Origin of the sequence: Flavobacterium notoginsengisoli (genome assembly GCF_042686225.1) — a bacterium.
Lineage (GTDB): Bacteria > Bacteroidota > Bacteroidia > Flavobacteriales > Flavobacteriaceae > Flavobacterium > Flavobacterium notoginsengisoli.
Window position 1 is genome coordinate 16,961 of the sequence record NZ_JBHUOT010000014.1, and the last position, 14,547, is coordinate 31,507.

Genomic DNA, 14,547 nt, shown 5'->3' on the forward strand with positions numbered 1-14,547 from the left:
ATAATGTACTTTTGAATTAAATATTTAAAAACACTTGAAAAATAATTCCACAAAAATAATAGCATTTCTTCTAATTGCAATATTAATTTGCGCTTGTAATGCTGTAAAAAGAGTTCCCGATGGAAAAAACCTTCTTGTAAAAAACAACATTCTGGTTAACGGAAAATCTACTAATGACGAAGTTGCTTCCAATCAGATGTATCAGAAACCGAATGGAAAATTATTAGGTTATAAACTTCGATTAAATTTATACAATTTAGCCAATTTAAATCCAGATTCAACTTATCAGGCAAAATTCAAAAATAATCCAGGTAAGTATGAGCGTATGTCTAAAATATATTCTGCAAAACAGGTAGACCGTCTTGGACAATCTTTTTATTACAAAGGAATTCACGAGTTTTTAAAAAATACCGGTGAACCACCTGTAATCATCGACACTGCAAAAACAAAAAAATCATTACTGCGTTTAAAATATTATTATTTCAACAATGGCTTTTTTAATGTCGAAACAGGTTATACAATTGACACTGTTGGTAAAAAAAGAGCTGCAATTAATTATAACATCACAACAGGGCCCGCTTATAAATTGGACACCATCAATACAAATATAACAACCCCTGCATTAGATTCATTATACAAAACCAACAATGAACCTTCTTTATTAAAATCAGGAAATCAATACAAAACTACTGATTTTGAGGAAGAGAAAAACCGTATTACAACTTATTTCAGAAATCATGGTGCTTATTATTTTCAACCTACTTATGTGACATTTGATATTGATACAATTGGCAAAAAAAACAAAGCCAATGTAATGCTGAATATTAGCAACAATATTATCCAGGGAAGAGACTCCAGCAGAACTGAACCTTTCAAGTTATACACTATCAGCGACGTTAATATCTATACAGATTATTCAGCAGCAAATGCAAAGAAAAAACCAACTGACAGTACAACGTATAATAACTTCAACCTATACAGCTACAAAACACTAAAGTACAAACCGCGTGCTATTACAGATGCTATTTTTATTACCAAAGGAAGTACTTTTGCCGATTTCAGAACCACTCTTTCTTCTCGTTATTTGAATAATCTGAAGATTTTTAACTATCCATCTATCCAATATGAAGTTGACAAAAGAGATTCTACAGCCCAATCTCTTATTGCAAACGTATATTTAACTCCAAGAAAAAAGTACAGTTTTGGAGCTACTTTTGACGTAACACATTCTAACATTCAGGATTTTGGAATTGGAGCCAGTATTTCAGAAACCATTCGAAATGTATTTAATCGTGCTGAAACTTTAGAAATCTCCGCCCGTTTAAATATTGGTTCTTCCAGAGATATGGCCAATCCTAACAATAATTTCTTTAATGTTTCCGAATATGGTCTGGATATGAAATTAAACTTTCCAAGGATTTTGTTTCCTTTTGGAACTGAAAAAATTATCCCAAAAAGCATGATTCCGTACACTTCTATAACTTCAGGCTTTTCGAAACAGCGAAATATTGGTTTGGATAAAGAAAATTTCACAGGAGGTATTGCTTACAACTGGACACCAAAACGTCACAATACAGCAAAATTTGAATTATTAAATGCGCAGTTTGTTCGCAATTTAAATCCAGACAATTATTTTAGAGTTTATACTTCATCTTATAATGATTTAAATAACATTGGTAAAGATTATAATGAAAAAGCTCTAAACTGGGGAACAACTCCAGAAGAACAAGCTAACAAAAACCTAACTATACCTACAGGAACAACTGGTTTTACTAATGACGTTTTAACAAACCAAACTGCTTTGTTGCCGGGAAATCCGCAATACCAAGAAGTAGCAAGCATTGAAGAAAGAAGAGTTCGTTTGACCGAAAACGACTTTATTTTAGCAACCAGTTTTTCTTTTACAAAAACAACTAAAAAAGATCTCGCCGACAATAATTTCTATCAATTTAGAACTAAAATCGAATCCGCTGGAACATTGCTAACCGCTATTTCCAGCATCGGTAATCTTCCTAAAAACAACAGAGGAAATTATGAGATATTCAATTTGGAATATTCCGAATATATAAAAACAGAGTTTGATTATATCAAACACTGGGATTTTGGAAAAGAAAAAGTTTTGGCTGTTAGAAGTTTCTTTGGAATTGCTATTCCTTTTGGAAATTCTAATTACATTCCTTTTTCACGAAGTTATTATGGCGGAGGTTCAAACGACAATCGTGCCTGGCAGCCTTATGCTTTAGGACCGGGAAGTACCAACGCCGTAAATGACTTTAACGAGGCCAATATGAAAATAGCCGCGAGTATCGAATATCGTTTCAAAGTTTTTGGAGATGTTAAAGGAGCTCTCTTTGCAGATGCCGGAAATATCTGGAATGTACTCGATAATGTTGTAGATCCAAAAGCAAAATTTGACAACTTAAACGATTTAGAAGAAATTGCTTTAGGGACAGGATTTGGTTTACGATACGATTTAAGCTTTTTCGTTATTCGTTTAGATTTAGGCTTTAAGACTTATAATCCGGCACATGAGAAGGGCGAACGATGGTTTAAAGAATACAATTTTGGGCACTCGGTTTTAAATTTTGGGATAAATTATCCGTTCTAATGCTAATTAATTCTTATTTTTGCAACCTAAAAACTAAAAACAACTATAAAAAAAATTACAATGGCACACAACATTAAACCAGGAGTAGCTACAGGAGATCAAGTTCAAGAGATCTTTAATTATGCTAAAGAGAAGGGTTTTGCTCTTCCGGCAGTAAACGTTACTGGATCAAGCACAATTAATGGTGTTCTTGAAACTGCAGCAAAACTAAACGCGCCAGTTATCATTCAATTTTCTAACGGAGGAGCTCAATTCAACGCTGGAAAAGGATTATCAAATGCAGGTGAAAAAGCAGCAATCGCGGGAGGAATCGCAGGAGCTAAACACATTCACACTTTAGCAGAAGCTTACGGTGCAACTGTAATTTTACATACTGACCACTGTGCAAAAAAATTATTACCTTGGATTGATGGTTTATTAGATGCTTCTGAAAAACATTTCGCAGAAACAGGAAAACCATTATTCAGTTCTCACATGATCGATTTGTCTGAGGAGCCAATCGAAGAAAATATCGAGATCTGCAAAGAATATTTAGCCAGAATGAGCAAAATGGGCATGACATTAGAAATCGAGCTTGGTATTACAGGTGGTGAAGAAGATGGTGTTGATAACTCTGATGTTGACAGCTCAAAATTATACACTCAGCCAGAAGAAGTAGCTTACGCTTACGAAGAATTATCTAAAGTAAGTCCTAAATTTACAATTGCTGCTGCTTTTGGAAACGTTCATGGTGTTTACAAACCAGGAAACGTAAAATTAACTCCAAAAATCTTAAAAAATTCTCAGGATTTCGTACAAAACAAATTCAACACAGGACACAATCCAGTTGATTTCGTTTTCCACGGAGGTTCAGGTTCTACACTTGAAGAAATCAGAGAAGGAATTAGCTACGGAGTTATCAAAATGAACATCGATACAGATTTACAATTTGCATATACTGAAGGAATCCGCGATTATATGGTTAAAAACCTTGACTATTTGAAATCTCAAATTGGAAACCCAGAAGGTCCGGATGCTCCAAACAAAAAATATTACGATCCAAGAAGATGGGTTCGTGAAAGCGAAGTAACATTCAACGCAAGACTTGAACAAGCTTTTGCTGATTTAAATAACGTAAATACTTTATAGTATTCAGTGTTCAGTTTTTAGTGTTCAGTTTTACTTAACGCTAAGAACTGAACACTAAAAATTGATTACTGAACACTGAACACTAGAACAAATGGCTTGGTTTAAAAGACAAGAAAAAGGGATTACGACCGCGACAGAAGACAAGATGGACGTTCCGAAAGGATTGTGGTACAAATCTCCTACTGGAAAAATTATTGATGCTGATGAATTAGCGAGAAATTTATTCGTTAGCCCTGAAGATGATTTTCACGTTCGAATTGGAAGCGCAACCTATTTTGAAATTTTATTCGACAACAATGAATTTGTTGAGTTAGACAAAAACATGACATCAAAAGATCCTCTGCACTTTGTGGATACAAAGAAATATGCAGAAAGATTGAAAGATGTAATGGAAAAAACTCATCTTAAAGACGCTGTACGTACAGGAGTAGGAAAATCTAAAGGAAGAGAACTTGTAATCTGCTGTATGGATTTCGCTTTTATTGGTGGATCTATGGGAGCAGTTGTAGGTGAAAAAATCGCAAGAGGTATTGATCACGCTATCAAAAACAAACTTCCTTTTGTAATGATTTCTAAATCTGGTGGAGCCCGTATGATGGAAGCTGCTTATTCTTTAATGCAATTAGCAAAAACATCTGTAAAACTGGCTCAATTAGCTGAAGCTAAATTACCTTATATCTCTCTTTGTACAGATCCAACAACTGGAGGAACAACTGCATCTTACGCTATGCTAGGAGACATCAACATCTCTGAGCCTGGCGCTTTGATTGGTTTCGCTGGTCCTCGTGTTGTTCGTGACACTACAGGAAAAGATTTGCCAGAAGGTTTCCAAACTGCCGAGTTCTTATTGGAGCACGGTTTCTTAGACTTTATCACGCCTAGAAAAGAATTGAAAGATAAGATCAACTTATACATCGATTTGATTCAAAATAATGATATCAGAAAATAGTTCTTAAGACTATTTTAAAACATAAAATCCCAGGAAATTTGCTTCTTGGGATTTTTTTATATCTTTAATTCAAATCTTATTTGTATGGCGAGAGTTTTTATTTATTTTATGGTTTGTTTATTTCTTTTGAATTGTGCTAAAAAAGAGGAAAAAGCTGTTAATAAGAACAAACCTTACATCATCTCCTATGAAGACAAAGAACTTGAAAAATATTACGATTCATTAATAGTAGCTCCTCCATCAACAAAAGGATTTTTCTATGGAGAAAGCCAATTAATAATTGACAAAAAAGGAAATTTATATTTTTATCAAAAAGAATATATTCAAATCTTATGCAGCTACGGTAGTGAAAAAGACACACTTCCACATTTTCTTAATTTACAACCAAAAGACATTGTCAAAATTCCGAAAAAATGTCTAAACGATTTTCTATCAGAAAATATTTTATCAAAAGAGAAAAAGAGACATATTTTGATAATAGGTTCACAAACCGATACAATTAAAAATCCTTACTTCTTGGATTTTTTAAAAAGCAACATTATACAAACGTATCATATAAGAAGAACAACTCAAGAAGAAGATACTGTTTTGAAATACAAAAACAACCAAAACAAACATATCTACTATTATCCAGATTCTATAAAATGGGATAAGACGAAGATTAAACTTCCAAGCAATAAATAATATGTATCGTTCCTACGGAACTTACCATCGTACGGTTTCATTTCTCAACGGATTGAAATCCGTTGCTACAAGATCTTTATTCCTACGGAATTCTCTTAATATACAATATCAATTTTAACTCAATACATAAAACTAAGTTGCTACCAATATTTTATTCCTGCGGAATTTATTATCTAAAACTAAAGATTAGATCTTGTTATAAAAACTCAGTACCTTAGAATCTAAAAAACTTTACAACTTTACCACTAAAAACTTAGCATCTTAGCACCTCAGAATCGTAGCATCTCAAAAAACCTACATCCCTGTTCGAATTGCCTCAACAGGATCAAGATTTGCAGCAGAAATAGCAGGAAGAATTCCCGAAACCAAACCAATCAAAGCGGCTAAACCAGTTCCTAAAAGAATATTTCCTAAGCTTAATACAAATTCAAAATCCAGTAATTTTGTCAAACCAAAAGCAATTCCCCAAACCATCAACAAACCGATGATTCCTCCGATAACTGATAAAATTACAGCTTCAAACAAAAATTGGAATAAGATAAATTTATTTTTTGCGCCTAGAGATTTCTGAATTCCAATAAGATTGGTTCTTTCTTTAACCGAAACAAACATAATATTTGCAATTCCAAAACCACCAACCAAAAGAGAAAATCCACTAATGACCCAGCCTACAAAATTCATTTGACCTAAAATTCCATCAATAAAATCAGTAAATCCGGAAAGTACATTAATAAAGAAATTATCCATTTCACCTGCTTTCATGCCACGAATGGCACGTAACTTTTGTGAAACTTCAGCTTTATAAGCTTCCATGTCAACCCCTTTTTGAGGTTTCAAAATAATCATAGGAGTCATTGCATCACTATCGCCGTACATTCTTCGTAAAAAATTGGCTGGAATATAAACTGAAGTATCGTTGCTGTCTCCAAAAAAACCGGCTCCTTGTTTTTCAATTACACCAATTACAGTAAAACGCTGTCCATACAAACGAATATTTTTACCAATCGGATCAAGATCTCCAAAAAGACCTTGGGCGATTTCATATCCCAGAACAATTACAGCTGTTCCTGAATTTGATTCAGATTCATTATAAAAACGCCCTTCTTCAAAACTTAAACCATCAATATCTCCCATTTCAAATGACGAAGGATTAATTCTGACATCCGATACCGTTTTAGAATCGTATTTTAAAGTTTCCTTATTAACCCAAAGCTGATACCCCACCTGATCTGTATTATTAAGAGAATTTTTTAAGTTAATATATTCATCGTATTTTACATTTGGAAACTGTTCTCTTTTCCATTGTGGAATTTCTGAAGGCCCAAAACTGAATCTCATTAAATAAATTGTATTTTTATCTAAACTGCTCAGATCTTTAGAGATTTTTTTGTCTAAAGAATCAACAGCGGCCAAAACAGCAATAATTGAAAAAATACCGATTGTAACACCTAAGAGCGACAATAATGTACGCAATTTATTATTTCGCAAAGCATTGATAGCAAAGCTGAGACTTTCTTTTAATAATCTTAAATAAACGATCATATTTTAGTATTTTTCAATAAAGTAAAATTCAATAATTAAAAATCAAAAACCTAATAAAAGTTAACTTACTCATCAGTAGATTTTTTTAGCATTTTGTTACACTAATTTTCTTTAATATAATATATAAAAAAACTACTTTTGCAGTCTCAAAATCATAACTACACAATGAGCACAACAAAAAAAATACAATCGGCATTAATTTCTGTTTTTTCTAAAGATGGATTAGAACCAATTGTTAGAAAACTACACGAACAAAATGTAACACTTTATTCAACTGGAGGAACTGAAGATTTCATCAAAAACCTTGGTATTCCGGTAGTTCCTGTTGAAGATATCACATCTTTTCCTGAAATTCTTGGAGGAAGAGTTAAAACATTACACCCGAAAATTTTTGGTGGAATTTTAAATCGTCAGGACAACGAAAGTGATGTTCAGCAAATGAAGGAATTTGACATTCCTCAAATTGATTTGGTAATTGTTGATTTATATCCTTTTGAAAAAACAGTTGCTTCTGGAGCAAGTGAACAAGATATTATTGAAAAAATTGATATCGGAGGTATTTCATTAATTCGTGCTGGTGCTAAAAATTTCAAAGACACTGTAATTGTTGCTTCGGTTAACGAGTACAGTCTGCTTTTAGATTTGATTACAGAGCAAGATGGAACAACAACTCTTGAAAACAGAAGATTGTTTGCAACTAAAGCATTCCACGTTTCCTCTCACTATGATGGAGCTATTTTTAATTATTTCAATACAGACGAGACTATTTACAAAGAAAGCATTGCAAACGGTCAGGTTTTAAGATATGGTGAAAACCCTCACCAAAAAGGATTCTTCTTCGGAGATTTTGACGCGATGTTCAACAAACATCACGGAAAAGAATTATCATACAACAACTTACTAGATGTTGATGCTGCAGTTAACTTAATTGCTGAATTTAAAACGGACGGACCTACATTCGCCATTTTAAAACACAACAATGCGTGCGGATTGGCTTCAAGAAAAACAATCAGCGAAGCTTATTTGGCGGCTTTAGCTTGTGATCCTACTTCTGCTTTTGGAGGAGTGTTAATTTCTAATACTAAAATTGATTTAGAAACTGCACAGGAAATCAACAAACTATTCTGCGAAGTAGTTATTGCTCCAGCTTATGATGATGAAGCAGTTACCGTTTTACAAGAAAAGAAAAACAGAATTATATTAGTTCAAAATGAAGTTGAATTACCTTCTCGTCAAGTAAGAACTTGTCTTAATGGTTTGTTAATTCAGGACAGAAATAATATTACGGATAATAAAGAGCATTTAAAAACCGTTACCATTACAGAACCTACTGCTCAGGAGATCGAAGATTTGATCTTTGCTTCTAAAATCTGCAAGAATACAAAATCAAACACCATTGTATTTGCTAAAAACGGAACATTGATATCATCAGGTACAGGTCAGACTTCAAGAGTTGACGCTTTAATTCAAGCTGTTGACAAAGCAAAAGCTTTTGGATTTGATCTAAACGGAGCTTCAATGGCAAGTGATGCATTTTTCCCATTTCCGGACTGTGTAGAATTAGCCAAAAAAGCAGGAATAACTGCTGTAATTCAGCCAGGAGGTTCGATAAAAGACGAATTAAGCATAAATTATTGCAACGAAAATAATCTTGCAATGGTATTTACAGGAACTCGTCATTTTAAACATTAATTTGTTTAACTTTGTTCAAAATAATTTATAACATTTTAAACCCCTAAAAAACTTATGGGATTTTTTGATTTCATGACCGAGGATATTGCAATAGACCTTGGTACCGCAAACACTTTGATCATTCACAATGATAAAGTTGTTATTGACAGCCCCTCTATCGTAGCACGCGACAGAGTTTCAGGCAAAATCATCGCTGTTGGTAAAGAAGCCAACATGATGCAAGGTAAAACGCATGAAAACATTAAGACCATAAGGCCTTTGAAAGACGGTGTAATTGCCGATTTTGATGCTTCGGAAAAAATGATCAATATGTTCATTAAAAGTATTCCTGCATTAAAAAAGAGAATGTTTACACCTGCATTGAGAATGGTAGTTTGTATTCCGTCTGGAATTACAGAGGTTGAAATGCGTGCTGTAAAAGAATCTTGTGAACGTGTAAACGGAAAAGAAGTTTATTTGATTCACGAACCAATGGCAGCTGCAATTGGTATTGGTATTGATATCATGCAACCAAAAGGTAACATGATTGTAGATATCGGAGGTGGTACAACTGAAATTGCTGTAATCGCTTTGGGTGGAATTGTATGTGACAAATCTGTAAAAATTGCAGGTGACGTTTTCACAAATGATATCGTGTATTACATGCGTACACAGCACAACTTATTTGTTGGAGAAAGTACTGCTGAGAAAATCAAAATTCAAATTGGAGCGGCTATCGAAGATTTAGACGGACCGCCAGAAGATATGTCAGTTCAAGGTAGAGATTTGCTTACTGGGAAACCAAAACAAGTAGATGTTTCTTACCGTGAGATTGCAAAAGCATTAGACAAATCTATCCAGCGTATCGAGGATGCTGTAATGGAAACATTATCACAAACTCCTCCTGAATTAGCTGCCGATATTTACAACACTGGTATCTATTTAGCTGGTGGTGGATCTATGTTAAGAGGTCTTGACAAACGTATCTCTCAAAAAACAGATTTACCAGTTTACATAGCTGAAGATCCATTAAGAGCTGTTGTTCGCGGTACTGGAATGGCGCTTAAAAACATTGCAAAATTTAAAAGTATCTTAATTAAATAAGATCCAAAATAACAATCAATTTACTTTTATGAGGGTTAAATTTTTAATATTTAACCCTCGTAAAATCTGAAACCTTAAAGCATATCCTGAAACAAAATAACCAGACAAGAAATGCAGCAAATATTTAATTTCATTATAAGAAACAGTAATCGGTTACTGTTTTTGCTGCTTTTAGGTATATCGTTAGGACTCACAATTCAGTCTCATTCCTTTCATAGAAGCAGAGTAATAAGTTCAGCTAATTTTTTAAGCGGCGGTGTTTACGAAAGAATCAATCGTGTAAATGAATATTTGAATCTAAGAGCAGAAAACGACGAACTTGTACTTGAGAACGCAAGATTAAAAAGTCTTTTATTCAACAAAGAAGACACTACAAAACCACCTACACCTGACAGTATCAAAGGCGTAAAACCTTCAGATATAATTGTATCTAAAGTAATTCATAATTCATACAACACCCACGAGAACTATATCACTTTAAACTCCGGAAGTAAAGATGGAGTCAAACAAGATATGGGAGTTATCAATAGTCTGGGAATTGTAGGCGTTATCGATAATACTTCGCCAAACTACTCAACTGTGGTTAGTATTTTAAATATGAAATCGCATATTAATGCGAAAATAAAAAAATCAAATCATTTTGGTTCCTTAACCTGGAACGGAAAAAGCACTGGATATGTACAGCTTGAAGATGTTCCAAGATTAGCCTCTATTAGAAAAGGAGACACTATTGTTACCGGCGGACAATCTGTAATTTTTCCTGAAGGAATTAATATTGGAACAGTTGATATTGTCTATAAAAAAGAAGGCACAAGTTTTTATGTTATAAAAGTGAAGTTATTCAATGACATGACTAATCTAGGACACGTTTATATCATTAAAAGTAAAGGAAGAGAAGAACTTATTAATTTAGAAAACAAAAGCAAAGAAAAAGATGAATAGCGCTTTGTTGGTAAATATTTTTCGATTTATTATGCTGCTGGCAGTTCAGATTGTTATTTTCAACAATATGAATTTCCTGGGATACATAAGTCCTTTTCCATATATCTTATATATTATTTTATATCCCGTAAACAGCAACAAAGCAGGTTTGATAATCTCTAGCTTTTTACTTGGGTTAATGATGGATATGTTTTGTAATTCCGGTGGAATACACGCAACAGCATGCGTAATTCTGGCTTACTACAGACCTTATATTTTTAAGTTCTCTTTTGGACTCAGTTACGAATATCAAACCATCAAACTAAACGAATCTTTAACACCAGAGCGATTTTCATTTATACTGGTTTCGGTTCTAATGCACCATATTGTATTATTTGTACTTGAAGCATTTCAATTCAAATTCATCTGGGACATTCTACTCCGAACCTTATTTAGCTCTATTTTCACCATAATCACCTCCATAATAATAATTTATCTTATTAAGCCCAATAAACGATGAGAAAAGTTCTGCTGCCCACTATAATTATTATTGCAGCATCTTTGCTAGTGATCAGGATCTTTTATTTGCAGATTGTTGACGATTCCTTTAAACTGAAATCAGAAAATAATGCGATAAAAAAAGTCTACGACTACCCTGAAAGAGGCTATATCTACGATAGAAATGGAAAACTTCTCGTAGCCAATCAGGCTTCTTATGACATCATGGTTATCCCAAGAGAGGTTAAAAAAGATTTAAATATTGCCGAATTCTGTGCCCTACTGAATATTACTCAGGAAGACTATCATAAACGCATTGCAAAGGCAACAGTCTACAGTCCAAGACTTCCTTCTGTTTTTTTATCACAATTAAATAAAAATGAATTTGCTGCTTTTCAGGAAAAAATCAGGAAATATGAAGGTTTTTATTTTCAGAAAAGATCTTTGCGTGACTATGAAGTAGATTATGGCGCCAATATTTTTGGTTTTATTACACAAGTTAACGAAAAATTTCTAGCTAAGAATCCTTATTATAATAGTGGAGATTTACATGGAATGCAAGGTGTAGAACAAAGCTACGAAGATATCTTACGCGGTATAAAAGGTGTAAAATACATTCAAAAAGATAAATACAATCGAGAAATCGGGCCTTATAAAGAAGGAAAATACGATACTATTGCCGTTGCTGGAGAAGATATTAATCTAACGATTGATGCGGCGCTCCAAAAATATGGCGAAGAATTAATGATCAATAAAAGAGGCGGTATTGTAGCTATTGAACCTAAATCCGGGGAAATCTTAGCACTTGTTACTGCTCCTTCTTATGATCCTGGAATTTTAGTTGGCCGTCAGCGATCTAAAAACTATACATTATTATATCACGATTCTATTGCTAAACCATTATACGACAGAGGACTTCTTGCTGAATATCCTCCAGGTTCTCCTTTTAAGATTTTAACCGGATTGGTTGCTCTACAGGAGGGAGTCATAAATGAACAGACCACTTTTATGTGTCATCATGGTTTTAGCTATGGAGGTGGAAGATTTATGAAATGCCACGGCTTTGGTCCTCATCAATTGCATAATGGAATCTACAATTCCTGCAACACTTATTTTGGACAAGCTTACATGCTCACCATCAACAAATACAAAGATCCAGGCCAGGCTGTTGACGTTTGGAGTGACCACGTAAAAAGTTTTGGGTTAGGACAATTTATGGGTTACGACTTACCTACAGGAAAAAGAGGAAATATCCCGACTTCAAAAACCTATAAAAGAATTTATCCTAACGGAGGGTGGAGAAGCTCAACCATTGTATCTAATGCAATTGGTCAGGGAGAGGTTTTGATGACACCTATCCAGTTAGCCAATATGATGGCAACAGTTGCTAATCAAGGGTATTATTACACCCCTCATATCATTAAAAAGATTGAAGGAGAAAAGATTGATGAAAAGTTCACTACTAAACATGTAACAACCATTGATCAAAAATATTTCCCTCCGGTAATCAGTGGATTGTTTGATGTATATAACAAAGGTACGGCTTATGCCCTTAGAGTAGAAGGAATTGACATTTGCGGAAAAACAGGGACTGCTGAGAATTATGCCAAAATAAACGGTAAAAGAGAAAAGCTTAAAGACCACTCTATTTTTGTGGCTTTCGCACCAAAAGACAATCCAAAAATTGCGATTGCCGTTATGATTGAGAATGGAGGTTTTGGAGCAACAGTTGCGGGTCCGATTGCAAGTTTAATGATTGAAAAATACCTAAGAAACAAAATCACAAGGACTGACTTAGAAACAAGGGTATTAAACAAAAGCTTAGCTGCTGAATATGCAAAATTAGGAGGAATGAATGAGGCTAGCAAAATCGAATCAGTACCAAAAGATTCTGTTTTACAAGCAAAAATCATAAAACCAAAAGCACCTGTTACAACGACACCAAAAACAGAAGTTAAGAAAACAGCAGTAGACACTACTAAGAAAAACTAAGAGAAAGTATTTCAAATGAAAAATCAAAGTGTAAAAAATAATATTGACTGGATAAGTGTCTTTATCTACATTGCGCTGGTAGTTTTAGGTTGGCTGAATATCTATTCGTCTTCCCTATTATCAACAGATGGAACTTACCAAAAACAGCTTATTTTTATTGGCTGTACAATTCCTTTGATATTTGTTGTACTTTTTGTTGATGGTAAATTTTACGAAAAATACGCCAGTATTATCTTTGGAGTTTCATTACTATCTCTGGCAGGTCTATTCCTCTTTGGAAAAACAATTGCCGGACAGCGATGCTGGTACGCTATCGGGAGCTTTACTTTACAACCTTCAGAGTTTGCTAAAGCGGCTACATCATTAGCCTTAGCCAAATACTTAAGCGACACACAGATTAATTTAAAGGAAACCAATAGACAGATTCAGGCTTTAGCTATTATGTTATTACCTGTAATGCTTATTTTACCACAGCCGGATCCTGGAAGCGCATTAATTTACAGTGTCTTTATTTTAGTTTTATACAGAGAGGGATTACCTTCCTGGTACGTATGGACGGCTTTTATAACCATTGTGCTTTTCGTCCTTACATTAGTATTAGAACCGTATGTAGTGATTGGAATCGCTTTCATCGTTTTGGCTATTATACACTTCAAAGGAAGAGTTGTTGATCGAAACTTATTACTAAGCGCAATCTTATTGGCTTTAATGTCCGGTTTTGTATTTTCTGTTGATTATGTGTTTGATAACGTTTTTAAACAACACCACAGGGATCGTTTCAATATTTTGTTAGGGAAAACAGTCGACATGAAAGGTATTGGATACAATACTAATCAATCTGAAATTGCAATCGGATCTGGCGGATGGATCGGAAAAGGTTTCTTAGAAGGAACACAAACTAAAGGAGGATTCGTTCCGGAACAGCATACCGATTATATTTTTACAACCGTTGGCGAAGAATGGGGATTTGCAGGCTCTTTGACTGTAATTGCTCTTTTTGTGACATTACTTCTTCGAGTTATTTATTTAGCCGAAAGACAGAAAACAAAATTCAGCCGGGTCTATGGCTATTGTGTCGCAGGAATTCTCTTTATACATTTCTTTGTAAACATCGCCATGGTAATTGGAATTTTTCCAACAATTGGAGTTCCTCTGCCCTTCTTTTCGTACGGAGGTTCCGGACTTTGGGGATTTACGATATTGTTGTTTATTTTCCTTAAAATGGATGCCAATAAAGTAAATGAATGGTAATTTAAAAACATTCAATTCTTAAAAATTCTAAACAGGACTTAAGCCCAGAAAAGATTATTTTTTTTTATCGACTTAACATCTCTAACGTTTTTAATCTTAAACAGAGAATGCATAAGTTATTTTACTACAGTTGAAACCACAGGTTATGCAAAATACTAAAACCCTGATATCAACATAAAAAAAATCCGAAGCAAAAAGC

General features: G+C 34.0%; 11 protein-coding genes. 10 read left to right on the forward strand and 1 reads right to left on the reverse strand.

Annotation, left to right across the window (positions count from 1 at the left end; genetic code table 11):
* Window positions 1–34 precede the first annotated feature (34 nt).
* The 4 genes from tamL to ACFS3A_RS24060 all read left to right on the forward strand — a co-directional run bounded on the left by tamL (window position 35) and on the right by ACFS3A_RS24060 (window position 5,369).
* Window positions 35–2,608, forward strand: a complete 2,574-nt coding sequence (gene tamL / locus ACFS3A_RS24045) for a translocation and assembly module lipoprotein TamL (RefSeq protein WP_379828101.1) — start codon at window positions 35–37, stop codon at window positions 2,606–2,608.
* A gap of 60 nt (window positions 2,609–2,668) precedes the next feature.
* The gene (fbaA, locus tag ACFS3A_RS24050) at window positions 2,669–3,736 is read left to right on the forward strand and encodes a class II fructose-bisphosphate aldolase (RefSeq protein ID WP_012023542.1); all 1,068 of its coding nucleotides are present in this window, start codon (window positions 2,669–2,671) and stop codon (window positions 3,734–3,736) included.
* A gap of 91 nt (window positions 3,737–3,827) precedes the next feature.
* Window positions 3,828–4,685: an acetyl-CoA carboxylase, carboxyltransferase subunit beta gene (gene accD, locus ACFS3A_RS24055; RefSeq protein ID WP_135221320.1), complete on the forward strand. Its 858-nt coding sequence runs from the start codon at window positions 3,828–3,830 to the stop codon at window positions 4,683–4,685.
* A gap of 84 nt (window positions 4,686–4,769) precedes the next feature.
* Entirely contained in the window at window positions 4,770–5,369 is a 600-nt protein-coding gene (locus tag ACFS3A_RS24060; RefSeq protein ID WP_379828102.1) for a hypothetical protein, read from the forward strand.
* 294 nt (window positions 5,370–5,663) lie between these two features.
* Here ACFS3A_RS24060 and ACFS3A_RS24065 read toward each other — a convergent pair whose 3' ends face one another.
* A complete protein-coding gene (locus tag ACFS3A_RS24065; protein WP_379828103.1) occupies window positions 5,664–6,911 on the reverse strand; it encodes an ABC transporter permease in 1,248 nt (415 codons plus the stop codon).
* 165 nt (window positions 6,912–7,076) lie between these two features.
* On the opposite strand from ACFS3A_RS24065, the gene purH reads away from it, so the two are divergent.
* The 6 genes from purH (at window position 7,077) to rodA (ending at window position 14,348) form a co-directional block, all read left to right on the forward strand.
* Complete coding sequence (gene purH / locus ACFS3A_RS24070) at window positions 7,077–8,603, forward strand: bifunctional phosphoribosylaminoimidazolecarboxamide formyltransferase/IMP cyclohydrolase (RefSeq protein ID WP_379828104.1); 1,527 nt, start codon at window positions 7,077–7,079, stop codon at window positions 8,601–8,603.
* 54 nt (window positions 8,604–8,657) lie between these two features.
* Complete coding sequence (locus ACFS3A_RS24075) at window positions 8,658–9,686, forward strand: rod shape-determining protein (protein WP_008466528.1); 1,029 nt, start codon at window positions 8,658–8,660, stop codon at window positions 9,684–9,686.
* A gap of 111 nt (window positions 9,687–9,797) precedes the next feature.
* A complete protein-coding gene (mreC, locus tag ACFS3A_RS24080) occupies window positions 9,798–10,628 on the forward strand; it encodes a rod shape-determining protein MreC (protein ID WP_109191619.1) in 831 nt (276 codons plus the stop codon).
* Entirely contained in the window at window positions 10,621–11,127 is a 507-nt protein-coding gene (locus ACFS3A_RS24085) for a rod shape-determining protein MreD (protein WP_379828105.1), read from the forward strand. Before mreC ends, ACFS3A_RS24085 begins: the two co-directional genes overlap by 8 nt.
* Window positions 11,124–13,097 carry a penicillin-binding protein 2 gene (gene mrdA, locus ACFS3A_RS24090; protein WP_379828106.1) on the forward strand — a complete coding sequence of 658 codons (1,974 nt, stop codon included), beginning with the start codon at window positions 11,124–11,126 and terminating at the stop codon, window positions 13,095–13,097. Before ACFS3A_RS24085 ends, mrdA begins: the two co-directional genes overlap by 4 nt.
* 15 nt (window positions 13,098–13,112) lie before the next feature.
* Window positions 13,113–14,348, forward strand: a complete 1,236-nt coding sequence (gene rodA, locus ACFS3A_RS24095; RefSeq protein WP_379828107.1) for a rod shape-determining protein RodA — start codon at window positions 13,113–13,115, stop codon at window positions 14,346–14,348.
* The last annotated feature ends 199 nt before the right edge of the window (window positions 14,349–14,547 follow it).